The following is a 26,162-nucleotide window of genomic DNA, read 5'->3' on the forward strand; positions in this document are numbered from 1 at the left end:
CCTCTTTTATTATTAATCATTAAGTCGTTTTCTGTTTTTGTATTTGACTTGATCTAGAACGTCTTCAATAAGTTTATCGTCTTCTTTATTGTCGTCAATATAATCACCACTATAACCAGATTTGTAGAATACTTTTGTTTGTAGTTTTTTAGGGTCTTCTGGATTCAAAAATGCAGCGTAGTAGAAGCGTTTATCTTCATCTTTTTCACGTTTTTTGATAAACATGTAAAAGTAAATTTCACCTTCTTTATTGTTGTCTGTTGTAAATTTTCTTTTGCCTATAAATTGAATAGAATCACGTTCTTCTTGAATTGTTTTATTTTCAAAAAGAGTAGATTTTGCATACATCTCTTGAGTTATTTTTTCTTTTAAGTATGGCTTAAATAGCTTATGGCGATACATTTTATCTACTAATATAGCTTGATTTTTAAATTCTTCTATGGTTTTTTTCTTAAGCTTTTCTGGGATATCTTCTTTAGCTTTTTCTAACAGTACGTAATAGGTTGTTAGTGCTTGGTTGTTGTCGCTGTCTAAGAGTTTTTCGAAAAAGATTTTTACGTTTTGTTCGTTTCTATAAGGAAATAGTAGTTTTACATATTGTGGTAAGATACTATTATAGGATTTGTAACCATAATTGTTACCATTACTTAAACTACGTTTTATCTCAATTTTACCGTCTGTTAAGATCTGTTTTTTGTATTTTTTGTAAATCTTAGTTTTTACTACATTACTATCTTTTAGTCTAGTTAAAAGTTTGTATACAGGTTCTTTGTATTCTTTTATTGTAGTGTATTGCATGATGTTAGGAAACAGCATCTTTTTTAATTCTAAAGAATCTTGATAGCTGTAAAACATGTAATTGATAGATTTATCTAGAGGTAAATCTTTACTTAGTAATTCTAAAAACTGACTATAAGACTTTTTTGTCTTTTTATTAATTAAAGATTTTAAAATGGTTGTTTGTATGTCTGGCTCTGAGTAGGAATCTAAGTATAATTGTCTTAGAAAAGCATCGGTACGAGGATCTTCTAAGTTATTTAATTCTGAAATTAAAAAGGTTTTTAAATCTTCTTTATTCTGTGGGAATTCGAAGTTTTTAATCAAATCTATCATTGTGCTAGCATTAGCTTTGCTAAACTTAATTTTAGATTCTGCATTTAAGACAATGCTGTCATTATTTTTTAATGCTTCAAAGAATAGAATGGTTTTATCGTTAAATACCGATTTACCTAAAAGTGTATCTAACGGTTCAAAGGTGTCGTAAAATTTAGTGATAAATTCTGAAGGTTCAGCAATAGAATCTGTTAAAGTTTTAAGTTCAAAAAGAGCACCTTTTTTAAGGATGTTTTTTACCAAGATTTCTTTAGCGCTTAACGAGTCTTTTATAGTGAAATCATAGTAATATTTATCATCTCTTTGATACTTTTTCTTATCTGTTATTATATATTTTTTATAATCACTACCGTAGTCTTTATAATCCTTAAAAGGATTTAATTTATTGTCAATCTCGTCCCATAAACTATCAATGTTTTTGTACATCTGCAAGTCATGAAATTTGGTTTTAGTGATGTTAATTTGCTCGTTAGCTTTAGAGAAGTAAGTAGTGCTTTTTGTTTTTTCTTCATAATCTTTTTTCTTACTGCTGTAACCGTAGTAATTATCAAAAGATGGTGCTTTTGTGTTTGTAATTACCGAAAAATATAGTGTAGTATCTATAGTTTTTTTAAATCCGTGATGTTTGGTAGCTTTAAATTTAAACGAATCGAAAAATGCTTTTGCTTTTTGGGTATCTTCACCAACGTAACCTAACAGATAATAACTACCATCTTTTATAATGCTTTTAAGATGTATGTTTTCTGCGTTGGTCGAATCTTTTTTTGCAATACCAGTATAACTGTAATATGGTTTTTTATCGAAGCTACCAGTATGGTCGTCAATATCTAAATCTTTAAAAAAGTTAGTGACAATAAATTTAGCTTCAAACTTATCTTCTTCTATGTAAAAAGTATCATTAAAAGCGCCTTCTTTTAAGAAGTAGTAGTTATTATCAACTTTACCTTGTATAAGTTTTTGTCCTGCATTTTCAAGGTTTTCTGTAATCATATATTCAGGAAAGTCAACTTCATATTTATTATAGTTTGAAGTGAAATTTTTAAACTCTGAAGTCTGTGTTTTAAAAGTAACAGAGTCAAAAATATCTGCCTCTTGATTTAAAACATAATTTTTTGGACCAGCTAATTTTATAATAATTATCTCTAAAGGTGTTTTGTAGATATGGTATTTTTGATAATCGCCTTTTTTGGTTTTATTTAAAATACTTATGCCAGGATAAGGTGATGTTATTTTTTCCTTTTTAATGATGTCTCCAGGAATGTCTTCAAATAAAAAGTCATTTAAACGTTCTAAAGTAATGTCTTTTTCATGAGGTAAATAGTTAAAAGAATTAAAGCGATTAATGGTTAAATATGCACCATTAGTCATATCTGGAGAGATATAATATTTTTGACTTCCGTAAGCAAACTCATATAATTTGGTAAAAGTATTTAGGCTTATAAAATGATCTGGTGTACTATTTAAAGTTGTTTTTTCTGGTAGGATATAATCCTCAATTGCATCTTTTTTAGCCTTGCCAACCTCGGTTTGTTTAGATAATAATGGTTTTACCGTGTATCCTTTGTTTCTAAACATTTCTAGCATGCCTTTAGAGCCAGGTAAATGTGCGGCACCAACACCTGCAAATACGGTTTTAGATTGCATTAAACTATCCATAACATGCACCATATTTGCATTACGCTTGTATAGCATGTGTTCTCTAAAAAACTCTGTATTTGTAGCTTCTCCAATAGAGTCTAAAAGCTTTAGGTTTCTGTCTCTGTACGTGTTTTCTTGAAGCAAATACGGACTTTCTTTTTCGTAGATTTTTTGTAACCAAGGATCTATTTTTGGTTTTGTGGCATTGTGTTGAGCTTTACCAACTAAAAATCGTGACTCTTCTAAATCTTCTAAACTATAAACATCTTTTCCTTTTTTCTTACCAGCTTGGTAAATAAACATATCTAGATAAGTTTCTTCTTCAAAGTTGTCAGAATATCCATCTTTACGATATAAATAACCGTTAATCATACGATTATCTGCTCTTATACTTCCTCTAATTTCTACTTCTTCAGGATGTTCAATTCCCATTAAATTAGAGTAAAAATTTTTGTCATAATTTCTGTAACTATAATTTTGAGGAGAAAGTGTAAGGGTTTGGTAATTAAAAGGTAACCAAGAAGACGGATCAGACTCTAAAGCTACAATTTCACTTTTATCTAAAGCTTCAAAAAAAACATCGTCTAGTCTAAAAGCTACTTTTTTACTAACGTGCATTGTCCCATAAATATAGGATGGTTTGGTTAGACCATTACCTGATATTTCCCATAATAAACTTTGATTTTTTTCTTGAGCAATTGATGTAAGCGAAATTGCGCAGAAAAGCGCAATGATATATTTTTTCATATGTTAATGTAATAGCAGTAAGGTAAATATATTAAACTAAATTTGATAATAAAGGTTTTATTTATGTAATCATAGACTTTAAGTATGTATAACTAAAAGAAATAAAATGGTATTATAAAATTAGAGTTGTATTTTTACACTCTTAAATTTTTGCAAATGAAAAAAGGAGTACTTCTAGTTAATTTGGGCTCTCCTGATAGCCCTAACCCGAAAGACGTAAAAAAATATTTAGGAGAATTTTTGATGGATCCGCGTGTTATTGATGTGCCAAAATGGGCAAGAACCCTTTTAGTTAAAGGGATTATTCTTAACACAAGACCAAAACAAAGCGCTAAAGCGTACCAAAAAATTTGGTGGGAAAACGGATCGCCTTTAATTGTTATTAGTGAAGAATTACAACAAAAAGTACAAGAGCAAGTAGAGTATCCTGTAGCGTTAGCAATGCGTTATGGAAGTATGACCATAAAAAAAGGATTGCAAGAGTTAGTAGATAAAGGTGTAGAAGACGTATATTTAATACCGCTTTATCCTCAATTTGCTATGGCAACTACAGAGACTATTTTGGTTTTAGCAGAAGAAATTAGGCAACAACATTTCCCTAATTTAAAGATTGAAAGTCTGCCAGCGTTTTATAACAAACCAGAGTATATAAAAACGCTTTCAGAATCAATAAAATCTCATTTACAAGGTAAAAATTACGACCATTTATTGTTTTCTTATCATGGTGTTCCAGAACGCCATATTAGAAAAAGTGACATCACCAACGGACATTGTAAACCAAGTGATATTATAGATTGTGCATGTTGTAAAACCGAAAGTAAAGCACATGAATTTTGTTACAAACATCAATGTAAAGAAGTAACACGATTAGTTGCAGAATATTTAAATTTAGAAGAAGGAACCTACTCAACATCCTTTCAGTCTAGGTTAGGGTTTGATCCATGGTTACAACCTTATACAGACCGTACTATAGAGCGTTTAGGTCAAAGTGGTATAGAAAATATGGCAATAGTAACGCCAGCTTTTGTTAGTGATTGTCTAGAGACTTTAGAAGAAATTGCTATGGAAGGTGAAGAGATTTTTCATGAAGTTGGCGGTAAAGATTTTACCACGGTACCATGCTTAAATACCGATCAAAATTGGGTAAATAATTTAGTGAAATGGATTGAAGAATGGGCAAAAACACCTGCAACAATCTAGATGAAAAATAGCAACTCATCTAATTTAGGAACTGAAACCATAAGTAAATTATTGGTTAAACAAGCAGTTCCGGCATCAATAGGTATACTAGTAATGTCTTTAAACATTTTAGTAGATACCATTTTTGTGGGTAATTGGATTGGATCTGTTGCTATTGCGGCAATTAATGTAGTACTTCCTGTGTCTTTTTTTATTGCTGCTTTAGGGATGAGTATTGGTGTAGGAGGATCCTCTATTATATCTCGTGCTTTAGGTGAAAATAATTACAAAAAAGCATTACGTGTTTTTGGTAACCAAATTACGTTAACTCTATTATTCACAATAATATTTGTGGTTTTTGGGTTGTTTTTTGTAGATAATATCATTCCCGCTTTTGGCGGAAAAGGTGATATTTTTGAGCCAGCAAAAGTCTACTATACAATAGTGCTATATGGTGTTCCATTTTTGGCGCTTTGCATGATGGGTAATACAGTAATAAGAGCAGAAGGCAACCCAAAATTTGCAATGTACGCAATGTTAATACCGTCTATTGGTAACCTTATACTTGATGTTGTTTTTATCAAGTTTTTAGATTTAGGAATGGCAGGCGCTGCTTGGGCAACAACAGGATCTTACTTATGTTGTTTTATGTATATCTTATGGTATTTCTACTCAAAATATTCAACCTTAAAAATTCAAACTAATCAATTTAGGTTAGATGCTCCAATTGTAAAAGAAATAGCTAGTCTTGGATTTGTCACTTTATCTAGACAAGCTGTAGTTAGTATTACGTATTTATTTTTAAATAATATTTTATACAAATTAGGAGGAGAAACATCGGTTACAGCTTACGCCATTGTAGGTCGTATGTTAATGTTTGCTCTATTTCCTGTGTATGGTATTACACAAGGGTTTTTGCCAATAGCTGGTTTTAATTACGGTGCAAAAAACTATAAACGGGTCAAAGAAACCATTTTGACAGCTATTAAATACGCTGTTATTTTAGGAACATTAGTGTTTGTTTTGTTAATGGTTTTTCCAGAGTTTATTACAAAACTATTTACTTCAGATACAGAAGTTTTAAAAGAAACACCAAGCGCCATGCGTTGGGTTTTTGCAGTAACACCAATTATAGCCATACAACTTATTGGTGCAGCTTATTTCCAAGCAATTGGTAAAGCTACACCTGCATTATTACTTACTTTAACAAGACAAGGTTTTATTTTTATACCGTTATTGTTGGTATTGCCAAATATGTTTGGAGAACTTGGTGTTTGGATTAGTTTTCCAATTGCAGATGTCCTTTCTACTTTAATTACCGCTTATTTTTTATATCGTGAAGTTAAAACTAACTTAGTACCAAAAGACTAATGGAATATTATAATTACATAAAAGCGTTACACCTTATTTTTGTTGTAACTTGGTTTGCGGGTTTATTCTATATTCCGCGACTATTTGTATACCAAATAGAAGCGTATCATAAACCATCGCCAGATAAAGAAATTTTAGGCGAGCAATTAAAACTAATGGCAAAACGCTTATGGTTTATCATTACTTGGCCAAGCGCAATTTTAGCAACTATTTTTGCAATTTGGTTGCTTATTTTGCAGCCTGTTTGGTTAAAACAACCATGGATGCATGTTAAATTGACCTTTGTAGTTTTATTATATATTTACCATTACATGACCCATGTTTACTACAAACAATTACAAAAAGATGAAGTTAAAAAGACTTCAAACTTTATGCGACTTTGGAATGAAGGAGCAACATTTATACTCTTTGCAGTTGTGTTTTTAGTAATTTTAAAAAGCGCCATAAACTGGGTATTAGGTGTTATAGGTATTGTAGTTTTAGGAGTGTTATTAATGCTTGGATTTAAGATCTATAAACGCATTCGCGAAAAAAATCCTAACGCTTAAATCTTAATCTAATATTTTGGTTTGATTATTGCTATATTTAAGAAATGAAATTCGGAAAACTTTCTTTACGATTACGCATATTTATAGCAATGATTTCTTTAGTGCTATTAGCTTCTATATTAATAGCATTAGTAGCTGCATATCAATATAGAGAAGAAACACAAGACTACCATAAACAACGTTTAGAACGTAAAGAAACTAGTATAAAACGTCACATAAATTTTGTGATAAGAGAAACGTCTTTTGAGGTTGTTCCCGATAAAATTCCCTTCATCTTTAAAGAAGAAATTTATAAAATAGCAGACGTACATGGGCTTCAAGTTAATCTTTATGATTTAGAAGGTACTTTATTAATTTCGTCTAAAGCAGCATTACCACAAGATGTCAAAGAAAAATGCTTAAATGCAGAAATACTTAATATTTTAAATTCGACTGTTGACCATAGATATGTGCAAAAACGTGATGTCAAAGGACAAAGTTTTAGGTCGTCTTATACCTATATTACAGATCAAAAATTTAAGCCTTTAGCAATTTTAAATTTACCATATTTAGAAAATGACGATTTTCTATCACGTGAGTTAAATGAGTTTTTTGAGCGTTTAGGATATGCTTATTTACTGATGTTAATCATAGCAGTGTTTTTAGCATTTTTAATTTCAAAATACATTACAAAATCCCTAAAAACAATTAGTGAAAAGATTAAGCAGATTAGACTTGAAAAACGTAATGAAAAAATTGTTATAAAATCGTCTTCTTCTGAAATTGATACACTTGTAAAATCTTACAATAGTATGATTGACGAGCTAGAAGAAAGTGCTGTTAAATTAGCAAGAAGTGAGCGTGAGCAAGCTTGGCGCGAAATGGCAAAACAAGTAGCGCACGAGATTAAAAATCCTTTAACGCCAATGCGTTTGACGGTACAAAGTTTTCAAAGAAAATTTGATCCACAAGATCCTGATATTATCAAAAAGTTAGACGAATACAGTAAAACACTTATTCAGCAAATAGACACAATGAGCTCTATAGCAAGTGCATTTTCTAACTTTGCAAAAATGCCTGCACAACAAAACGAAATGCTTAACGTAGTTAAAATTATAGATTTAGCACTAGATATTTTTAACGAAGATTATATAGAATTTTTACCTGAAAAAGAAGAAATTATTGCCAAGTTTGATCGTACTCAGTTAATACGTGTAGTTACTAACTTGGTTAAAAACGGAATACAAGCCATACCAGACACTAAACAACCAAAAATTGTAGTGCAGGTATTAGATTTAGATACAGAAGTGAAAATTAATATTTCTGATAACGGTGTAGGTATTTCAGAAGAAAATTTACACAAAGTTTTTGAGCCAAAATTTACTACCAAGTCAAGCGGAATGGGGCTTGGGTTAGCTATGGTAAAAAATATTGTAGAAACTTATAAAGGAACCATTACCTTTGTAACTCAAGAAAACACAGGAACTACTTTTACGGTTTCATTTCCTAAATAACTAAAACATTTCTATTATGAATTTTGAAAATATTTTAAGTACATCCAATCAAGGTGTGGCAATAATTACAATTAACAGACCATCAAAGTTAAATGCTTTAAATAAAGCTACAATTGAAGAACTTCATCAAGCTTTTAAAGCAGCAGATCTAGATAAAGATATAAAAGTGATTGTTGTTACAGGTAGCGGCGAAAAAGCTTTTGTTGCAGGTGCAGATATTAGTGAGTTTGCTAATTTTGATGTAGAAAACGGAGGTAAATTAGCAGCAAAAGGACAAGAAATTTTATTTGACTTTGTACAAAATTTAAACACACCAGTAATTGCTGCTGTCAATGGGTTTGCGCTTGGTGGCGGACTAGAATTAGCAATGTCGGCTCATTTTAGAATTGCAAGTGATAATGCAAAAATGGGCCTACCAGAAGTTAGTTTAGGTGTCATACCTGGTTATGGTGGTACTCAACGTTTACCACAATTAATAGGTAAAGGTCGTGCTATGGAAATGATTATGACTGCAGGAATGATAGATGCACAAACGGCGTTAAGTTATGGTTTAGTAAATCATGTGGTGACTCAAGAAGAATTATTACCATTAGCAGAAAAAATTGCTGGAAAAATCATCAAAAACTCTAGTGTTGCAATAGCTAAAGCTATAGATGCTATTAATGCTAATTATAAAGATGGTATTAATGGTTTTGAAGTAGAAGTTAAGCATTTTGGAGATTGTTTTGGTACCGAAGATTTTAAAGAAGGTACAACTGCGTTTTTAGAAAAAAGAAAAGCAGATTTTCCTGGTAAATAATCTATTAAAACATAATTTTATATAGGTGAGCTAAATATGGCTCACCTTTTTTATATAATATGTTTTGATGAGTGGTATTATTTATTAAAAATTAAAAAATAAGCATAATATTGTTTTGTAATTTTACAAAAAATATAAAATATGTTTAATAGTTCGATAAAAAAAGGACGTGGCGCGCAGCAAAACATAAACAATCGTTTTTTTGAATTATCTCAAGAAGTAAGAGACGATTTTTTAGAATATTGTGAAAAGGAAGGAGAAGTAGTAGATAATGACAAAACACAATATTTAGAAGTCTATCCAAAAACTATTGTAAATAAAGTAAATTCTCCAGATGTTGGTATGTCATATTCTATGAATATGTATCAAGGTTGCGAGCATGGATGCATTTATTGTTATGCAAGAAATAGTCACGAATATTGGGGCTATAGTGCAGGTTTAGATTTTGAAAGACGTATACTAGTAAAAAAAAATGCGCCACAACTTTTAGAAGATTTTTTAAAGAAGAAATCATGGAAAGCACATCCAATTGTTATGTCTGGCAATACTGATTGCTACCAACCAGCCGAAAAGCAATTTGAAATAACCAGAAAATGTTTAGAGCTATTTTTAAAATACAAACATCCAGTCTCAATAATTACTAAAAATGCTTTGGTTTTAAGGGATTTAGATCTTTTAAAAACATTGCAAAAAGACCAGTTAATTAGTGTAAATATTTCCATTACATCTTTATCAGAACAGACAAGGCGTATACTAGAGCCAAGAACAGCTACCATAAAAAAACGACTTGAAACCGTAAAAATTTTAAGTGAAAATAATATACCTGTTAATGTCATGTTAGCGCCAATAATACCATCTATAAACAGTCATGAAATTTTACCATTAGCAAAAGCAGTAAGTGAAGCTGGAGCATTAAGTATTGCGCATACCATAGTAAGGCTTAACGGTGCAATTGGGCAAGTATTTACAGATTGGATACAGAAAAAAATGCCAGATAGAGCAGAAAAAGTACTTAATCAAATTAAAGACTGTCACAACGGAAATTTAAACGATTCTAGATTTGCAACACGCATGAAAGGTGAAGGTAATATTGCAAAACAAGTTTCAGATTTAATGCAACTGGCTAAACTTAAATATTTTAAAGATAAAGTAATGCCAACATTAAACACAAACCTACACGAAAGTTGTAAAGACGGACAATTAAAGTTATTTTAGTATTAATTTGTTAGTCATTTCGAACGTAGAGAGAAATCGCATAACGCACAAAAGATGGTGTGTTTTACTTTTTTTATTTCACTTCGACTTCGCTCAGCGAACAAGATTAGGAATAATATTTTAAACTACTTCTCACCATGCCACTCAGCATAAAATTGCTTTAAAAAATCGACCATGTAGTTGTGTCTTTCTTCAGCAATTTTACGACCAGTTTTGGTATTCATTTTGTCTTTTAACAATAATAATTTTTCGTAAAAATGATTTATAGTTGGTGCAGTAGACTTTTTGTATTCGTCTTTTGTAAGGTTTAAATTGGGTTTAATATCAGGATTGTAAAGAGCTCTGTTTTTAAATCCACCATAATTAAAGGTACGTGCAATACCAATAGCACCAAGCGCATCCAAACGATCTGCGTCTTGTATCACTTCTAATTCTTTAGACTTAAATGCAGCAGTCTTATCTATATTAGAACTAAAAGACACGTTTTCAATAATTTTAATAACGTGATTAATTACTTTGGTAGATACGTTTTGTTTCATTAAAAACGCTCCAGCTATTTTAGGTCCAATAGTATCGTCACCATCATTAAATTTACTGTCTGCAATATCATGTAATAAAGCACCAAGTGCAACAACCAATTCGTCTACCGTTTCACCTTTACTAATTAATAACGCATTGTTGTAAACACGTTCTGTATGAAACCAATCGTGTCCACCTTCGGCATCTTTTAAAGTCGTTTTTACAAAGGTTTTAGTAGCTTCAATAATTTGATTATTTTTCAAAAGTGATGGCGTTTTTAATGGTGTTTTCTGTAGTTTCTATAAGTGTTTGTGTATCGTAATCACTAATTTTTAAAGGTTTATGTACGGTATATTTTAGGCGGTAACCAATACCCATTGGGAATTTTCCGTAAATCAATGTTTTCCAAGAATTATTTATCGTAACAGGAAAAATATAAGCATTTGGAGCATGCTCGATTAAAGTAGCTAAACCACGTGTCTGAAACGGTTTTGGTTGTCCATCACGACTACGCGTTCCTTCAGGAAAAATAACAACGCTTCTGTTATTTTTTTCAATATAAGCAGCCATTTCTTTAATCTTGCTAAGCGCTTGTTTAGCGTCTTTTCGGTCAATTAAAACCGATCCGCCATGTCTTAGATTATAAGATACACTTGGTAAGCCTTTACCCAATTCTTTTTTACTAATAAATTTAACATGAAACTTGCGCATAAACCATATTATTGGCGGAATATCATTCATGCTTTGGTGATTAGCCACAATAATTACTGGTACATTTTTAGGTAAATCACTTGGCACTTTAAACTGATAGCTACAGCCTAAAAAATGCAAGCAACGTGTCAAGCAAAAATTAAGATAATCTACACTTTTTTTATGTGCTTGATAGCCAAATACATTAAAGCAAAACCATTGTATTGGATGAAAAACAAGTAAGCTTAACCCAAAAAATAGGAAGTAAATACAAGTTAACGGATAAGCTAAAAGTTTTCTCATTAGTAGTGATTTTTTAAGTTTCAAAAATAAAAAAACCACGATAAAAAATCGTGGCTTTTAAATAATACTTTAATCCTGTTAAGGCTTAGCAATGCTCATTATAAGCATCCATAAGGTTTTGTGCAATAAGTTCTGCAGGTCTACCTTCAATATGATGTCTTTCTAACATGTGTACTAATTCGCCATTTTTAAAAAGCGCCATACTTGGTGAGCTTGGAGGAAACGGTACCATGTGCTGTCTAGCAACATCAGTAGCTTCTTTATCTACACCTGCAAAAACCGTAACCGCATGATCAGGTTTTTTAGGATTGTTTAAACTCATTTTTGCTCCTGGACGTGCGTTAGCAGCAGCACAACCACAAACCGAATTTACAACTACTAACGTTGTGCCTTCTTTTGCTAATGCAGCTTTTACAGCTTCAGGTGTATGTAATTCTTCAAAACCAACGTTTGTTAAGTCTTCGCGCATTGGTTTTACTAATTCTGCTGGATACATATTTATGTAATTTTTGTATTTATAAATCTATTCTTTGCAAAGATAAGCAAAAACCATGCAAAAGTTATTTTGGCGTTACCTGATAACACTTATGGTGTCATAAGGTCAGGCTATCGGCAGTCGCGCTTTGCAAGGCGCTCCAACAAAGCCTCTATCCTTAACGCGTCTTATCTGCCAAAACCAGTAACAAAACCAGCAAAAAGTATACTTACAAAGTATTATATTTACAACAAAAACAAATTAATGAGCGCATTAAAATGGATTGGTGCCACTTTAGGTTGGTCTTTAGGCGGACCAATTGGTGCAATAATAGGATTAGCTTTAGGTAGTTTAGGAGACGCATTTGCAGATGGTAAAGGGACTTTGTTAGGTGACGGACAACCAAAACAACAAAGACCAAGATACAGATCACGACCAGATTACCGTACACAACAACAAAAAAGAGCGCAAACCACTTCAGGAGATTTTGAAGTAAGTTTACTAATCTTAGCTTCTGTAGTTATAAAAGCAGATGGTAGTCAAGACCAACGTGAGCTTGATTATGTTCGTATGAAGTTTGTAGAAATGTATGGCAAAGACAGAGCTAACAAAGCCTTTAGATTATTTAAACAAATTAATAATCAAAGTATAAATACGCGTCAGGTTTGTTTGCAGATCAAAACTATGATGGATCATGCAGCGCGTTTACAACTACTTCATTTTTTATTCGGAATAGCACAAGCAGATGAGATTGTTGTAGATGAAGAAGAGCGTCAAATCTATACCATTGCAGGTTATTTGGGAATAAGTAGTCGTGATTATAATAGCATTAAAGCCATGTTTTATAATCAATCTGATAATGCTTATAAAATTTTAGAAATAGATAAAACAGCAACTGTAGACCAAATAAAAAGAGCCTATCGTAAAATGGTGATGAAATATCATCCAGATCGTGTAGAGCATCTTGGCGAAGAACACAAACAAGGCGCAGAAGCAAAGTTTAGACAAGTACAAAAAGCTTACGAACAGTTACAGAAAGAACGTGGGTTTTAATTTGTCTTCCTGTGATTAATATAGAAGTCAACTTTTCAATTGTTTTAATATGAAATATAGCATTGCTCTTTTATTTTTTATTTGGAGTGTTTCAAGCACAGCGCAAGATACTTCTGGTGTGTACCTTTTGCATACAAATACTGAAAAATTCGAATTAAAGCGTACCTTAACGTTACATCAAGACGGAACTTTCAGCTTTCATAATTATAAAAGAGATAAAAACGGAATACCCAAAGAAACCAACACTTACGGTAAAGGACATTGGCAAATAGATAAAAAAGTTATTTCTTTTTCATCTACATCTTTAGACGATACATTCACTTTAGATTTTAATGAAACTAAAGCAAGGTACATATCTAAATCACCAAGAGATACATCGGATAGAGTTATTAAAACAGCCTTACGTTTTTATCAATCTAACTTGTTTTGGGTAAAAGGTATGACTCTAGAAAAACAATAGAATTATTTCAAGGTATAACGCATCCCAAAAAATACTCTAATTCCTTGGTTTGGTGCGTAGACATAAGAAGGATCAAAGGTTAATGCATAAGGATTATCTGGTGTCGCAACAACATTACCATTACTATCAAATTGAACATTCTCGTCAAAAGGATCGTTTGCTCTAGCAATGATAAAAGGATTGCCTTTATTTGGTGTCCAATCCAATACATTTTTTACGCCTCCATAAATGTCAAGGTTTTTAAACTTATCGTAGGTTAATTGTATGTTTTGTATGCTCCAAGTAGGCGAGTAGTCTTGTCTTGGGTCTAAATCGCCTAAAGTTGGTAAACGCATTGGTCCATAAACATTACCTGTATAATCAATGGTTAAATGCGTTGGATAATGTTTATATGATATTCCCCAAGTTCCTGTAAAACGTTCGGTTAAAATTTGTCGTGTCTTTATGTTGTTTTCAGTTTGTGTAACATCTTGTACCGTTGCACCAACATTAGCTTTAAAACCAGCAGCAAAAGTAGCGTCTACATTGAGGCTAATTCCTTTAGAAACTGAATGTCCATCTAAATTGTCGTATATAATTTGATTAGGGTTAGTATCGTAATCTGGTAAAATTGCATTAGTAAAATAAGTATACCAAGCCGAAGCATCTAAAGTGAAAATCATACCTTTTTTAGTGTAAAATTTCTTTAGATAGTTAAGGTTAATATTGTACGATTGTTCTGGATCTAATGTCTCTTCAATTATTACATCTCTTGCTCCAGTTAGTGCAGCATGATCTTCGGTAAAAAGGTTTACAACTCTAAAACCTGTTCCTGCATTTAGTCTAATAATATCGTCTTCAGTTGGTTTGTATTTGTAAGCAATACGAGGTGTTAGGATTGATTCATGTCGGTTATCATAATCATATCGTAATCCTAATAATAAATTTTGTTTATCGTTTAGCTTAATTTCATCTTGAACAAAAAGAGAAGGTATAGTAACTTCATCTGCATTTATAGTTGCAGTTGTATTATCGTTATAATAGTTGTATCGTAACGCTGCACCAAATAATAAATCGTGATTTTTTAAAGGTTTATCCCAAACCAATTGCGTAAAACCAATACGTTGTTTTGCTAAATATGGCGTATCTCCATACACTGAGTTTTGATCATGATCAGAATATGAAAATTGTAGATTGATATGCTCATTAACAGGTAATTGGTACTTACCTAAAATTTCAAATCGGCTAGTGTAAATGCTTTCGCCATAAACTTCGTTTCCACCACGAAAATTTTTATTCCATTGTAATTCTCCTCCCCAACGATCTTCATAAAAATAACGTCCAGCAATCGAAAATTTTCGGTTGTCTTTTCGTTTAAAATCCCATTTATTAAATATTGAAATTCGGTCTTGAAGTGTTAAATCGGTAAAATTATCGTTGTTTTTATCTATTGGATTATCATATTTAAAGTAGTTAGTTCCAAACAGCAACGTTGCTTTTTCACCAACTTTTGCTTTAAAACCAGCGTCAACATTAAGTTCGCCCCAAGAATTTATAAAACTATCTGCAAAAACCGTTGGCGCATTGTCTGGACTTTTCGTGATAATATTTATTAATCCACCAACTGCTTCGCTACCGTACAAAGAAGATGCAGGACCTTTAACAATTTCGACTTGTTCTATTAAAGAATTTGGAATACCAGATAAACCATAAACAGTAGATAAACCACTAACTATTGGCATACCATCTATCATTACTAAGGTGTATGGACCTTCAAGTCCGTTAATGTGTATATCGCCTGTATTACACACATTACAATTAAGTTGAGGTCTTACACCGTTTACGTTTTGCAACGCTTCAAAAATATTTGGAGTTGGGTTTTTTTTGAAAAATGTTGGCGTATACACTTCTACTGGAACAGCACTTTCTAATCGGTTTACAGCTTTTAATGTTCCAGAAACTACGACTTCATCTAAAGATTGGTCATTTATAAGTTGAAATGATAGGTTTTTAAAGTTTTTATCAACTATAATTTCTTTCTTTTCAATTTTAAAACCAACGTAAGATGCAACAATTGTATAATTACCACTTGCGATGTTTTTAATTTCGAAATAACCGTTTGCATTTGTTGTAGTTCCAATTTTGGTGTTTTCCAAATAAACGTTAGCGTAAGGTATACTTGCGTTTTCTGAAGAAACTGTACCAGAAATTGTATAAGTATTTTGTGCAACACATATTATTGAAAAAAGAGATATTAAGAGCGAAACTAGCTTCATTAGTTAATTATTTTTACGCAAATATAAATATATTTTTAGTCTTGTCTAAAAATATGTTTTTGAATGTAAAAATTTGTATCTTTGTTTATCTAAAAATGAACTAGTGACTTTATCTGAAGAGAATTATTTAAAAGCAATTTATCATCTTGGTAAGCATGGAACTACTGCGGTAAGTACCAATGCAATTGCAGAGCAAATGGAGACCAAAGCGTCTTCTGTAACCGATATGGTTAAAAAATTAGCCGAAAAAGACTTGGTTAATTACGTAAAATATCAAGGTGTTAGCCTAACAAAAGATGGTAAAATTGTAGCGACTTCAATTATTAGAAAACATAGACTTTGGGAAGTGTTTTTAGTGCAAAAGCTAAATTTTACTTGGGACGAAGTACATGATGTAGCAGAACAATTAGAGCATATTAAATCTGATAAATTAGTCAACCAATTGGATGCGTTTTTAGAGTTTCCTACGCATGATCCACATGGAGATCCTATTCCGGATAAAAACGGAAATATGGTTACTAGAGAAAAAACAATTTTATCTAAAGTAAGCATTAATAGTGTTGGTGTTTGTGTTGGTGTAAACGATTCTTCATCAGATTTTTTAAAATATCTAAGTAAACATAATATAGCCTTAGGAACTTCTATAGAAGTGGTTGGAAAAGAAAAGTTTGACGACTCAATGACTATAAAAATTGAAGACAAAACACTTCAAATTTCTAAATTAATTTCAAATAACATTTACATAAAACTAGTATAAAATGGATAGCATTATTCAATATTTTGAAAGTATAGATCCTATATTAGGTGCATTGTACGCCTCATTATTCACATGGATTTTAACAGCATCTGGCGCTGCATTAGTATTTTTATTTAAGGGAATGAATAGAGCCTTGTTAGATGGTATGCTAGGTTTTACAGGTGGCGTTATGGTTGCTGCCAGTTTTTGGAGCTTATTAGCACCAGGAATAGAAATGAGTCCTGGCGAAGGTTTTGTAAAAGTGATTCCTGCTGCGGTAGGATTTGCTTTAGGCGCATTATTTATTTTTGGATTAGATAAAGTATTACCGCATTTACACATCAATTTTAAAGAAAGCGAAAAAGAAGGCGTAAAATCACCTTGGCACAGAACAACCTTATTAGTATTAGCAATTGCATTACATAACATACCTGAGGGCTTAGCTGTTGGTGTGCTTTTTGGAGGTGTTGCTGCAGGAATACCAGAAGCTAGTATTGGTGGTGCTGTTGCTTTGGCATTGGGAATTGGAATACAAAATTTTCCAGAAGGTTTAGCTGTTTCTATGCCATTAAGACGTCAAGGCGTAAGTAAATTTAAAAGCTTTTGGTATGGACAAATGAGTGCAATTGTCGAGCCTATTTTTGCAGTTATTGGTGCTGTTGCAGTCACCTTTTTTATTCCAATTTTACCTTATGCATTAGCTTTTGCTGCAGGTGCTATGATTTTTGTAGTTGTTGAAGAAGTTGTGCCAGAAACGCAACGAGATAAATATACAGACATAGCCACACTTGGATTTATTGGTGGATTTATTGTTATGATGACCTTGGATGTGGCTTTAGGATAGAGCTAACTACATCCACAATTATCAGTTCCGCAAGCTTTTTTCGATTTCTTTTTGTAGAAGAATTTTTTGATTAAAAATGAAATAGCTAAACCAAAGGTTAAAAAAACTAATATGTTTTGAAAAGTGTTCATTTTATTTTAAAAATTGAAATGCCATTAAAGCAGTAATATAAGCAATTGAGGTCATAATTACAAGCTGTAAAATTGGCCATTTCCAGCTGTTTGTTTCTCGTTTTACAATTGCCAACGTACTCATACATTGCATTGCAAACGCATAGAATAATAATAAAGAAATACCAGATGCAAAATTAAATAAAGGTCCGCCAAGTATTGGATTTACTTCTCCTGCCATTCGGTTTTTTATAGTGTCTTCATCATCATTACCAACGCTATAAATGGTTGCTAATGTACCAACAAAGACCTCGCGAGCAGCAAAACTACTTACAATTGCAATTCCTATTTTCCAGTCGTAACCTAAAGGTCTAATAGCAGGCTCTATTGCATGTCCTGCAATACCAATAAAGGAATGTTCTAATTTTTGAGCAGCTATTTTTTGGCTTAATTCGTCTTCACTTAAATTTTGTGACGCGTATTCGGTTTTAATAATGTCTTCAGCATTATTAAAGTTTTCACCAGGACCATAGGATGCTAAAACCCAAAGTATAATAGAGATCGCTAAAATAATTTTACCAGCACCAAAAACAAACGACTTTGTTTTTTCTAATACCGTTAAGCCAACATTTTTAAACAATGGTAATTTGTAGTTTGGCATTTCTACCACAAAAAAGGTTTTACTTTTAATTTTAAGCACTTTATTTAAAATGTATGCTGAAATAATTGCAGTACCAAAACCTAGTAAATACAACAGCATTAAGGTTAATGCTTGGTAACTTAATCCTAAAAATCGTCCTTCTGGAATTACTAAAGAGATGATAATTAAATAGACAGGCAGTCTAGCCGAACACGTTGTAAAAGGTGTTACTAAAATGGTGATTAGGCGCTCTTTCCAGCTTTCTATATTACGAGTTGCCATAATTGCAGGAATGGCACATGCGGTTCCAGAAATTAAAGGGACAACACTTTTACCGCTTAATCCAAATCGTCTCATTATACGATCCATTAAGAAAACTACACGACTCATGTAACCACTTTCTTCTAGTATAGCTATGAAGAGAAATAAAAATGCAATTTGTGGTATAAAAATGACAATTCCGCCAAGTCCAGATATTATTCCTTCTGCTAATAAATTAGTAAATGCGCCTTCTGGTAATGTGTTTTTAACCCAATCACTAAGATTAGCAAAAGCATTATCAATAAAATCCATAGGAACTGAAGACCAATCGTAAATTGCTTGAAAAATTAGAAGTAAAATGATAAAAAAGATGGCGTATCCCCAAACTTTATGGGTTAAAATACGGTCAAATTTTGTACGCAAATCTTTAGCTTGACTAACATCTATGGTTTGTCCAACTTTTAAGGTATTATTTATAAATTGATAGCGCTTAATAGTTTCTTTTTGCTGTAGTCGTTTTAAATCGCTTTTAGATTTGGTTTTAAAACTAGCAATAGCTTCAATTTCATTTCTATCTGTTTTACCAAAGTTAACATCTTGTGTAATTACCAACCAAAGTTTATAAAGGAGTTGGTTAGGAAAGGCTTTGCGTAGTTTGTTAAAATAATCTGGATCAATCTCAGATGCATGTAAACACGGTTCTGTAGACAATTCTCTAAAATTAGAAATTAAATCTTTTAAACCTTCGATACCTTGTTTTTTTCTTGTACTTATTAAGGCAATTTTAGTGTTTAACTCTTGCTCTAAATAAGGAATATCTAAAGAAATACCCTTGTAGCTCATCCTGTCTGCCATATTAATAACAAGAATGGTTGGGATTTCAAGATCTTTTATTTGTGTGAAAAGTAAAAGGTTACGTTTTAAATTTTCTACATCACTTACTACGACAGCAACGTCAGGAAAATCTTTATCGTTTTTATTTAAAAGAAGCTCGATAACTACATTTTCGTCTAAGGATGATGCATTTAGACTGTAAGTTCCCGGTAAATCAATGATGTGCGCTTTAACGCCTCTTGGTAATTTACAGATACCTTCTTTTTTTTCTACAGTAATTCCTGGATAGTTTCCAACTTTTTGATTTAAACCTGTTAAGGCATTAAAAACAGAAGTTTTTCCAGTATTAGGATTACCTATTAAAGCGACATTAATTTGCTTACTCATACAGTTTCTTTTTTAATTAAAATATGAATAGCAGTTTCTTTTCTAATTGCCAGATGACTACCGTTAATGTTTAAATACATTGGGTCTGCAAAAGGCGCTAATTGAACCAACTGAACACTATTACCGGGTAAACATCCCATTTCTAGAAGTTTTAGAGGTATATGTTTTGAAGAAACATCTATTATAGTTGCTATTTCTCCTTTTTTTAATGTGTCTAGTGTATTGTTCAAGCTTATTTAGATTGATTTTAAAGAAGCAAAAGTAATGGAAAATTTTAGCATAAAAAAATTGAAAGCTAAAAACTAATCTTCATATTCTTTTTTTAAAGTTTTTAAATCTTGTAAAAGACGTTTAATTTCATCTTTTTTGGTACCATCGTAATAGCCTCTTATTTGTCTCTTTTTGTCTATTAGCATAAAATTTTCGGTGTGTACCATGCCATAATCGTCTGGCATTCCATCGTCTTTAACAGCTAAATAACTTTTTCTGGCTAATCGGTAAATTTCTCCTTTATCTCCGGTAACTAAATTCCATTTACTATCAATAACACCTTTTTTAATGGCGTAGCGTTTTAGCTGTGCAACACTGTCAATTTTTGGTGTTACAGAATGAGAAAGCAGCATAACTTCATCATCATTTTTAATTTCTTTTTGAATATCTACCATGTTATCTGTCATAATGGGACAAATGGTTTGGCAGGTTGTAAAAAAGAAATCGGCAACGTAAATTTTATCTTTATAAGTCTCTTGGGTAATCGTATCTCCGTTTTGGTTGATTAAACTAAAATCTGCTATTTTATGATATTTTATTTTATGTTGAATGGTGCTATCAACCAACTCAGTACTTACATCTGCAGGTTGATAGATAGGTAAAGGTTTGTCTACCTTCAAAATGTTGTAAAAAATTGAAATAATTATAATTGAAATAATAGCAAATACGATAGCAAATTTTTTATAAGCTTTAAAAAAGTTAAGCATACCAAGTTAATTTAAATTCGGAATACAAAAATACGAGTAAAAAGAGGATTAACTACATGATATAGCTCATAAAATTTGTTAATTATACTTAAGCATAAGGTATTAAGTTTTTTATACTAAGCTTAAATACTTACTTTTGCCGACTACTATCGAATAACAATACTAAATGGAATTTATCATAAAAATTGGACAGTTTTTATTAAGTCTGTCATTACTAATTGTCTTACATGAATTAGGACATTTTATCCCAGCAAAAGCATTTAAAACCAGAGTCGAAAAGTTTTATCTTTTTTTTGATGTAAAATACTCTCTTTTTAAGAAGAAAATAGGCGAAACGGTTTACGGTATAGGATGGTTGCCATTAGGAGGTTATGTGAAAATCTCTGGTATGATTGACGAAAGTATGGATACAGAGCAAATGGCGCAAGAACCACAACCTTGGGAGTTTAGGTCTAAGCCAGCATGGCAACGCCTAATAATAATGTTAGGTGGTGTTTTTGTAAATTTCTTATTAGCATTAGTTATTTATATTGTAGCATCTTTTGTTTACGGAGATACAGATATATCTGCTTCAAGCTTAAAAGATGGGTTTGTAATAGAAAATCCAATCTTAACTAAAATAGGTTTTAAAACAGGAGACAAAATTGTTGAGGTAGATGGAGAGCCTGTAACATATGAATCTGATATAAGACGAAATATTATAGGTGCTAATAACGTTACTATAAAAAGAGGAGAAGAAGAAAAAACAATAGAATTACCAATAGATTTTTTAGGACAATTATCTTCAAGTGATGATAGATCTTTATTTGATTTGCGTCAACCTTTTATAGTTGAAAAGATAATGGATACTTCTTTAAATAAATCTGTTGATCTACAAAAAGGAGATATTTTTAAATCCATTAATGGTAAACCAGCAGAATACTTTGATCAAGTAGCTCCGATTTTAGAAGATACAAAAGGGCAAACTATTAATGTAACTATACAAAGAGGTAATACTACAATTAATAGAGATTTAAAAGTTGATCAGTATGCTAAACTTGATCTTGTAACAATAAGAAGTTTAAAAACCTTTGAAGAATTAGGTTATTTAAAAATTATAACAAAAAATTATTCTTTCGGAGAAAGTTTTGGCGTTGGATTTAAAAAGTTTACCAGTCAAATCACATCATATTTTGGACAATTAAAAGCAATTTTTAATCCTAAAACAGGTGCATATAAAGGTGTTGGTGGTTTTAAAGCTATTTACGATATATTTCCAAGCACCTGGAGCTGGCAAGCCTTTTGGGGTTTAACAGCATTTTTATCTATAATGTTAGGTGTTTTAAATTTATTACCAATACCTGCATTAGATGGTGGTCATGTAATGTTTTTATTATACGAAATGATATCAGGACGTAAGCCTGGAGAGAAGTTTTTAGAAAAAGCTCAAATGGTTGGTTTCTTCATTTTAATAGCTTTAGTGCTGTTTGCAAATGGTAATGATATAGTAAAAGCAATTTTTAATTAAATTTTTTAAAATTATTATTTGTAGTATTTAAAAAAACATATATATTTGCGCTCGCAACAGCGAAAATAAACACTCCTCCTTAGCTCAGTTGGTTAGAGCATCTGACTGTTAATCAGAGGGTCCTTGGTTCGAGCCCAAGAGGGGGAGCAAAAATTAACCCGATACATTGTAGTATCGGGTTTTTTTGTGGTCAATTACTAATGTTTTCTTGTTTAAAGTTGAATTTGTTAAAGTCCTAGTTTATTGGCTACAAAATGACCAACAGATTTACCTTGATCTAAACCATTATCAATAGCAGCCCTATAATGAATACCACCATAAAGTCTACTTAAAGCTGCTTCTGCTGATGCATCATAAAAAGATTTAAAATTTCTTGGCGGTAAACCGTAAGGGATTTCTGAAGTATCATTAAAAGCAAAGTTATCACCAAATAGTTTAGTCAAAACTACCGATGCGGATCCAGAAACTACTGAATGGCCACTAACATACTCCGGAAAAGGTGGTGTTTGTAAAATAGGTAACCAATCTGGATCAATGTGTTGGTTTATTACTGTTTCTGGACGAATAAGGTTACTTCTATATTTTTCGTCCCAACAACTAATAAAAGCATCTGCTATTGCGATAGAGGTTTTTGTATATGTGTTTACTGTCTCCTCAAAACTAGATTTTGTTTTTTTAGAGGCAATTTGAGAAATTAAAATCCAATGTGCGCCTGGAGATATTTTTTTTGTAGCAAACATAAAATGACCTCTAGTTACAGATACGAAAGGGTTGCAATCCCAAAACTGTGCAATTTCAATTTCTTCAGTTTTATCTCCCTTTTTTGTTATTTCTTGACTAACGTTATAAACCTCTAATAGTTCTTGGTAAAATTTTGAATCTTTTTTAAGTGAAAACTCTGGAGGAGGAATAGGTTTAAATTGTGATGCAGAGTCTAATATAAAAGGTCTTATTTTGTTCCAATGTGGCTCTATTCCATCCATATAACTAGGTGGTGTTGGTTGCCATCTTGAAGGGTCTTCCATATCTACAGTAAACTTTGGCATAGTCCTAGTTTCCTTGTAATTGTCTTTATTCATCCACACAGTGACATGACCAATTACTTTATCAGAATAGTTTTTTGTAATAGTAAATTCTTCTTTGTTAATTTTTTTCCACTCTGTGTACAAGCTATCTTTATAATGATCTAATTTATCTTCAGAAAAAATTAGTTTTTTACTAATTTCAAGATGAGCTATTAGTGCTGCTAATTTTAAGTTTACACCTTCTGTAGTGCTAACCTTTGGTATTGTTGTAAATTGATTAAGTTTTTTATCTAAAGTTAAAAGTTTAGGGTGGTCTTGTGCTAAAATTTCATATGCAGCAATATTTGGATACACAAAAACTCTACTTGCTACAGGAGGAGAAAAGATATCATGTATCATAATATCTATTATTTTATTTACAGAAGCATGGTATTGTTCTGGTGTTATAATTATCTGTTTGTTACTTTTAGTTTTACAGCTACATAAGAACAGAGTTACACTAATTGTTATTAAAATTTTCAGAGAATATTTCATTAAAATGGCTATTTAATTTTTAGCGTTAAGCAAAATAAATGAAATATATGTTTCTTACAATTTTTATTAAAAAAATTGTTTTATTGTTGTTTTTTGTGTTTTTATTTATTTTTAATTAAAAATGTTAACATTTTTATTGCGGTTATATAATTAGTGAGAAGTTTTTGATTGTTATAACAAAATAAAAAAGCTTCTTGAATTTACTCAAGAAGCTTTTTATTGTCTCTGTAAAATATTATAAAGTATTAAAGAGTTTTATTACTTTAATTGATTAACTAGTCTTATTTTTTTCTTTAAGATTAGTTAGCATCTCTTTTGTAATAGCATCTAGATCAAACTTATGTTTCCAATTCCAGTCTTGTTGTGCTTCAGTGTCGTCTATACTACTTGGCCAAGTATCTGCAATTGATTGCCTAAAATCAGGTTGGTAAGATATCTTGAAATTTGGAATTTCCTTTCTTATAGAATTAGCAATTTCATCTGGAGTAAAACTAATTCCGGCTAGGTTATAAGAGGATCTGATTTTTACATCTTCTTCTTTAGCAGTCATTAATTTAACCGTTGCATCAATAGCATCATCCATATACATCATTGGTAGTGCTGTTTTTTCACTTAAAAAACATTCATAAGATTCTTTTTTTAATGCTTCATGATAGATTTCTACAGCATAATCTGTTGTGCCGCCTCCAGGTAAGGTCTTCCAACTTATCAAACCTGGATATCTTATACTTCTTACATCTACATTATACTTTTCGTGATAATATTCGCACCAACGTTCTCCTACTTGTTTTGTAATACCATAAACAGTTGTTGGTTCCATTACGGTTCTTTGTGGAGTGTTATTTTTAGGAGTAGTAGGTCCAAAAACGGCAATACTTGAAGGCCAAAAGATTTTTTTTATGGCTTTGCCTTTTGCAAGATTTAAAACATGAAAAAGAGATTGCATATTCAAATCCCAAGCTTTCATAGGGTATTTTTCTCCTGTTGCACTTAAAATTGCAGCCATTAAGTAAACGGTATCTATGTTGTGTTTTTCGCAACAAATTTTAAGTGATGCATAATCCATAGCATCAATAATTTCAAAAGTACCAGAATTAACTAACTCTACGTTATTGTAATTAATATCACTAGCAATAACGTTTTTATTGCCATAAATTTCTCTCAGTTTATAAGTTAGCTCAGATCCTATTTGGCCACAAGCCCCGATAATTAATATTTTTTCGCTCATTTATTAAAGGATTATGCAAATTTCAGCTCAAAAGTAAGAACAATTTTAAAGATATTTCAATAAATAAATGCTAAAAGTTAGAATAAAAGATTAGTTAAAAATTAAGGTTTAAAACTAGTATCTTATATATTTGTTTTAAGATATATTTTAAGTTATGAAACATCTATTTATCATCTTGCTTTTGTGTGCTTTATCTTTTAGTTGTAAAGATAAAACAGATCAATCTTTAGTCGCAGAACAAAGTCAACAATCTGACTCTTTAAATATAAAAAAAGAGGATATTAATAAAATAAATTATGTAGATATTGGGTTGGACGCCAAAACAAATTCAATTATGCCTACATGGCAAGCTTATCAAACTTTATCAGATGCTGTTCAAAGTCTAAAGCTAGCAGATTATTCTTTTTTTAATACAGATATTGAAGTTTTTTCAACAGCCATAAAAGATTTAGAACAAACTATTCCACCAAGTATTAAAACACAGTCTATAGAAGCAAGAGTTTTAGCTTTTAAAACAAAATTGTTAAATCTAAAAGATGTAAATAGCCTTGATTTTATAGATAAAAAGGATATTCTTTTTGCAACAAAAGAAGTTTTTGTTGCTTTTTCTAACCTTAACTTACAGATTAATAAAAAGCTAGAAAAAGATAGTCAAAATATAGAAAGACCTTATTAGTTATGAAACATTATGCTCTAATATTTTTGATGTTAATGTCATGCACATTACTAAGCCAAAACGATACTAAAACAAAAAAATCAATTTATAAAACAATAGATGCTTGGCATGAAGCAGCTGCAAATGCAGACTTTGATTCTTATTTTAATTTAATGACAGAAGATGCTGTATTTATTGGTACAGACGCTACTGAAAATTGGCAGTTAGAAGAATTTAAAGAGTTTTCTAAACCTTATTTTGATAAAGGAAAGGCTTGGAGTTTTACTTCTTTAGAACGTAACATTTATTTAAATAGTAACAAAAATCTAGCTTGGTTTGACGAAATTTTAGATACGCAAATGGGACTATGCAGAGGATCTGGTGTTGTTGTATTAACTGAAAATGGATGGAAAATAAAGCATTATGTTTTATCTATTACAATTCCAAACCCAAAAGTTAAAAATGTCGTAAATATCAAAAAAGACACAGATAGTTTGTTAAAGCAAAAGCTTAAACCAAAAACCGAATAAAAAATCGTTTTTTGGATTTTAGCTTATTTTTTTATC

The 26,162-nt window shown here is 31.3% G+C and carries 23 protein-coding genes and 1 tRNA gene; 14 read left to right on the forward strand and 10 right to left on the reverse strand.

What is annotated here, in order from left to right; all coding sequences use genetic code 11:
• Positions 1 to 12: 12 nt before the first annotated feature.
• Positions 13 to 3,498, reverse strand: coding sequence for a TraB/GumN family protein (locus WA340_RS05105; protein WP_336127663.1), 3,486 nt, complete (start codon positions 3,496 to 3,498; stop codon positions 13 to 15).
• A gap of 156 nt (positions 3,499 to 3,654) precedes the next feature.
• Between WA340_RS05105 and hemH the strand changes: the two genes are divergently transcribed.
• From hemH to WA340_RS05135, 6 genes are all read left to right on the forward strand, one after another.
• Positions 3,655 to 4,698: a ferrochelatase gene (hemH, locus tag WA340_RS05110; protein WP_027879202.1), complete on the forward strand. Its 1,044-nt coding sequence runs from the start codon at positions 3,655 to 3,657 to the stop codon at positions 4,696 to 4,698.
• Entirely contained in the window at positions 4,699 to 6,048 is a 1,350-nt protein-coding gene (locus tag WA340_RS05115; RefSeq protein ID WP_336127665.1) for an MATE family efflux transporter, read from the forward strand. It abuts the gene before it with no gap.
• Positions 6,048 to 6,596 carry a CopD family protein gene (locus WA340_RS05120; RefSeq protein ID WP_336127667.1) on the forward strand — a complete coding sequence of 183 codons (549 nt, stop codon included), beginning with the start codon at positions 6,048 to 6,050 and terminating at the stop codon, positions 6,594 to 6,596. The genes WA340_RS05115 and WA340_RS05120 overlap by 1 nt, the downstream gene beginning before the upstream one ends.
• A gap of 44 nt (positions 6,597 to 6,640) precedes the next feature.
• Positions 6,641 to 8,089, forward strand: a complete 1,449-nt coding sequence (locus tag WA340_RS05125) for a sensor histidine kinase (RefSeq protein WP_336127668.1) — start codon at positions 6,641 to 6,643, stop codon at positions 8,087 to 8,089.
• A 16-nt stretch (positions 8,090 to 8,105) separates the two neighbouring features.
• Positions 8,106 to 8,888, forward strand: coding sequence for an enoyl-CoA hydratase/isomerase family protein (locus WA340_RS05130; protein WP_336127669.1), 783 nt, complete (start codon positions 8,106 to 8,108; stop codon positions 8,886 to 8,888).
• Positions 8,889 to 9,029: 141 nt separating this feature from the next.
• Positions 9,030 to 10,103, forward strand: coding sequence for a PA0069 family radical SAM protein (locus WA340_RS05135; protein WP_336127671.1), 1,074 nt, complete (start codon positions 9,030 to 9,032; stop codon positions 10,101 to 10,103).
• A gap of 125 nt (positions 10,104 to 10,228) precedes the next feature.
• On the opposite strand, the gene WA340_RS05140 is transcribed toward WA340_RS05135, so the two are convergent.
• The 3 genes from WA340_RS05140 to WA340_RS05150 all read right to left on the reverse strand — a co-directional run bounded on the left by WA340_RS05140 (position 10,229) and on the right by WA340_RS05150 (position 12,111).
• The gene (locus WA340_RS05140) at positions 10,229 to 10,885 is read right to left on the reverse strand and encodes an HD domain-containing protein (protein WP_336127673.1); all 657 of its coding nucleotides are present in this window, start codon (positions 10,883 to 10,885) and stop codon (positions 10,229 to 10,231) included.
• Positions 10,875 to 11,615, reverse strand: coding sequence for a lysophospholipid acyltransferase family protein (locus tag WA340_RS05145; RefSeq protein WP_336127676.1), 741 nt, complete (start codon positions 11,613 to 11,615; stop codon positions 10,875 to 10,877). Before WA340_RS05145 ends, WA340_RS05140 begins: the two co-directional genes overlap by 11 nt.
• Positions 11,616 to 11,700: 85 nt before the next feature.
• Positions 11,701 to 12,111: a BrxA/BrxB family bacilliredoxin gene (locus WA340_RS05150; RefSeq protein ID WP_027879194.1), complete on the reverse strand. Its 411-nt coding sequence runs from the start codon at positions 12,109 to 12,111 to the stop codon at positions 11,701 to 11,703.
• A 243-nt stretch (positions 12,112 to 12,354) separates the two neighbouring features.
• Here WA340_RS05150 and WA340_RS05155 point away from each other — a divergent pair, with 243 nt between their 5' ends.
• Complete coding sequence (locus WA340_RS05155; RefSeq protein ID WP_336127678.1) at positions 12,355 to 13,143, forward strand: TerB family tellurite resistance protein; 789 nt, start codon at positions 12,355 to 12,357, stop codon at positions 13,141 to 13,143.
• A gap of 49 nt (positions 13,144 to 13,192) precedes the next feature.
• Positions 13,193 to 13,603, forward strand: a complete 411-nt coding sequence (locus WA340_RS05160) for a hypothetical protein (protein WP_336127680.1) — start codon at positions 13,193 to 13,195, stop codon at positions 13,601 to 13,603.
• A 2-nt stretch (positions 13,604 to 13,605) separates the two neighbouring features.
• Here the strand turns inward: WA340_RS05160 and WA340_RS05165 are convergent, their stop codons facing one another.
• On the reverse strand, positions 13,606 to 15,858 hold the full coding sequence (locus tag WA340_RS05165; protein WP_336127682.1) for a TonB-dependent receptor: 2,253 nt from the start codon (positions 15,856 to 15,858) through the stop codon (positions 13,606 to 13,608).
• A 103-nt stretch (positions 15,859 to 15,961) separates the two neighbouring features.
• Here WA340_RS05165 and WA340_RS05170 point away from each other — a divergent pair, with 103 nt between their 5' ends.
• Both WA340_RS05170 and WA340_RS05175 read left to right on the forward strand, forming a co-directional pair.
• On the forward strand, positions 15,962 to 16,615 hold the full coding sequence (locus WA340_RS05170) for a metal-dependent transcriptional regulator (protein ID WP_027879190.1): 654 nt from the start codon (positions 15,962 to 15,964) through the stop codon (positions 16,613 to 16,615).
• Position 16,616: 1 nt separating this feature from the next.
• Positions 16,617 to 17,438 carry a ZIP family metal transporter gene (locus tag WA340_RS05175; RefSeq protein ID WP_027879189.1) on the forward strand — a complete coding sequence of 274 codons (822 nt, stop codon included), beginning with the start codon at positions 16,617 to 16,619 and terminating at the stop codon, positions 17,436 to 17,438.
• Between the two features lie 132 nt (positions 17,439 to 17,570).
• On the opposite strand, the gene feoB is transcribed toward WA340_RS05175, so the two are convergent.
• The 3 genes from feoB to WA340_RS05190 all read right to left on the reverse strand — a co-directional run bounded on the left by feoB (position 17,571) and on the right by WA340_RS05190 (position 20,647).
• The gene (gene feoB / locus WA340_RS05180; protein ID WP_336127685.1) at positions 17,571 to 19,670 is read right to left on the reverse strand and encodes a ferrous iron transport protein B; all 2,100 of its coding nucleotides are present in this window, start codon (positions 19,668 to 19,670) and stop codon (positions 17,571 to 17,573) included.
• Complete coding sequence (locus WA340_RS05185; protein WP_336127687.1) at positions 19,667 to 19,900, reverse strand: FeoA family protein; 234 nt, start codon at positions 19,898 to 19,900, stop codon at positions 19,667 to 19,669. The genes feoB and WA340_RS05185 overlap by 4 nt, the downstream gene beginning before the upstream one ends.
• Positions 19,901 to 19,972: 72 nt before the next feature.
• The gene (locus tag WA340_RS05190; protein WP_106680557.1) at positions 19,973 to 20,647 is read right to left on the reverse strand and encodes an SCO family protein; all 675 of its coding nucleotides are present in this window, start codon (positions 20,645 to 20,647) and stop codon (positions 19,973 to 19,975) included.
• Between the two features lie 166 nt (positions 20,648 to 20,813).
• Here WA340_RS05190 and rseP point away from each other — a divergent pair, with 166 nt between their 5' ends.
• Both rseP and WA340_RS05200 read left to right on the forward strand, forming a co-directional pair.
• Positions 20,814 to 22,154 carry an RIP metalloprotease RseP gene (gene rseP / locus WA340_RS05195; protein ID WP_336127691.1) on the forward strand — a complete coding sequence of 447 codons (1,341 nt, stop codon included), beginning with the start codon at positions 20,814 to 20,816 and terminating at the stop codon, positions 22,152 to 22,154.
• Between the two features lie 73 nt (positions 22,155 to 22,227).
• A tRNA-Asn gene (locus tag WA340_RS05200) sits at positions 22,228 to 22,301 on the forward strand.
• 80 nt (positions 22,302 to 22,381) lie between these two features.
• Here WA340_RS05200 and WA340_RS05205 read toward each other — a convergent pair.
• Complete coding sequence (locus WA340_RS05205; protein WP_336127693.1) at positions 22,382 to 23,713, reverse strand: vanadium-dependent haloperoxidase; 1,332 nt, start codon at positions 23,711 to 23,713, stop codon at positions 22,382 to 22,384.
• 271 nt (positions 23,714 to 23,984) lie between these two features.
• The gene (locus WA340_RS05210) at positions 23,985 to 24,941 is read right to left on the reverse strand and encodes an NAD-dependent epimerase/dehydratase family protein (RefSeq protein ID WP_223077693.1); all 957 of its coding nucleotides are present in this window, start codon (positions 24,939 to 24,941) and stop codon (positions 23,985 to 23,987) included.
• A gap of 154 nt (positions 24,942 to 25,095) precedes the next feature.
• Here WA340_RS05210 and WA340_RS05215 point away from each other — a divergent pair, with 154 nt between their 5' ends.
• Together WA340_RS05215 and WA340_RS05220 are read left to right on the forward strand one after the other, a co-directional pair.
• The gene (locus tag WA340_RS05215; RefSeq protein ID WP_027879182.1) at positions 25,096 to 25,617 is read left to right on the forward strand and encodes a hypothetical protein; all 522 of its coding nucleotides are present in this window, start codon (positions 25,096 to 25,098) and stop codon (positions 25,615 to 25,617) included.
• 35 nt (positions 25,618 to 25,652) lie between these two features.
• Complete coding sequence (locus WA340_RS05220) at positions 25,653 to 26,126, forward strand: nuclear transport factor 2 family protein (protein WP_336127694.1); 474 nt, start codon at positions 25,653 to 25,655, stop codon at positions 26,124 to 26,126.
• The last annotated feature ends 36 nt before the right edge of the window (positions 26,127 to 26,162 follow it).

It is taken from the genome of Mesoflavibacter sp. CH_XMU1422-2 (genome assembly GCF_037029245.1).
GTDB classification, from domain to species: Bacteria; Bacteroidota; Bacteroidia; order Flavobacteriales; family Flavobacteriaceae; genus Mesoflavibacter; species Mesoflavibacter zeaxanthinifaciens.

Excerpts from the sequence above, each read along its gene's own strand:
- hemH (WP_027879202.1), top strand. The coding sequence starts at position 3,655 with ATGAAAAAAGGAGTACTTCTAGTTAATTTGGGCTCTCCTGATAGCCCT.
- WA340_RS05220 (WP_336127694.1), top strand. The coding sequence starts at position 25,653 with ATGTCATGCACATTACTAAGCCAAAACGATACTAAAACAAAAAAATCA.
- WA340_RS05105 (WP_336127663.1), bottom strand. The coding sequence starts at position 3,498 with ATGAAAAAATATATCATTGCGCTTTTCTGCGCAATTTCGCTTACATCA.
- rseP (WP_336127691.1), top strand. The coding sequence starts at position 20,814 with ATGGAATTTATCATAAAAATTGGACAGTTTTTATTAAGTCTGTCATTA.
- WA340_RS05135 (WP_336127671.1), top strand. The coding sequence starts at position 9,030 with ATGTTTAATAGTTCGATAAAAAAAGGACGTGGCGCGCAGCAAAACATA.
- WA340_RS05145 (WP_336127676.1), bottom strand. The coding sequence starts at position 11,615 with ATGAGAAAACTTTTAGCTTATCCGTTAACTTGTATTTACTTCCTATTT.
- WA340_RS05165 (WP_336127682.1), bottom strand. The coding sequence starts at position 15,858 with ATGAAGCTAGTTTCGCTCTTAATATCTCTTTTTTCAATAATATGTGTT.
- WA340_RS05175 (WP_027879189.1), top strand. The coding sequence starts at position 16,617 with ATGGATAGCATTATTCAATATTTTGAAAGTATAGATCCTATATTAGGT.
- WA340_RS05190 (WP_106680557.1), bottom strand. The coding sequence starts at position 20,647 with ATGCTTAACTTTTTTAAAGCTTATAAAAAATTTGCTATCGTATTTGCT.
- WA340_RS05115 (WP_336127665.1), top strand. The coding sequence starts at position 4,699 with ATGAAAAATAGCAACTCATCTAATTTAGGAACTGAAACCATAAGTAAA.
- WA340_RS05160 (WP_336127680.1), top strand. The coding sequence starts at position 13,193 with ATGAAATATAGCATTGCTCTTTTATTTTTTATTTGGAGTGTTTCAAGC.
- WA340_RS05155 (WP_336127678.1), top strand. The coding sequence starts at position 12,355 with ATGAGCGCATTAAAATGGATTGGTGCCACTTTAGGTTGGTCTTTAGGC.
- WA340_RS05125 (WP_336127668.1), top strand. The coding sequence starts at position 6,641 with ATGAAATTCGGAAAACTTTCTTTACGATTACGCATATTTATAGCAATG.
- WA340_RS05215 (WP_027879182.1), top strand. The coding sequence starts at position 25,096 with ATGAAACATCTATTTATCATCTTGCTTTTGTGTGCTTTATCTTTTAGT.
- WA340_RS05120 (WP_336127667.1), top strand. The coding sequence starts at position 6,048 with ATGGAATATTATAATTACATAAAAGCGTTACACCTTATTTTTGTTGTA.
- WA340_RS05210 (WP_223077693.1), bottom strand. The coding sequence starts at position 24,941 with ATGAGCGAAAAAATATTAATTATCGGGGCTTGTGGCCAAATAGGATCT.
- WA340_RS05150 (WP_027879194.1), bottom strand. The coding sequence starts at position 12,111 with ATGTATCCAGCAGAATTAGTAAAACCAATGCGCGAAGACTTAACAAAC.
- WA340_RS05205 (WP_336127693.1), bottom strand. The coding sequence starts at position 23,713 with ATGAAATATTCTCTGAAAATTTTAATAACAATTAGTGTAACTCTGTTC.
- WA340_RS05130 (WP_336127669.1), top strand. The coding sequence starts at position 8,106 with ATGAATTTTGAAAATATTTTAAGTACATCCAATCAAGGTGTGGCAATA.
- feoB (WP_336127685.1), bottom strand. The coding sequence starts at position 19,670 with ATGAGTAAGCAAATTAATGTCGCTTTAATAGGTAATCCTAATACTGGA.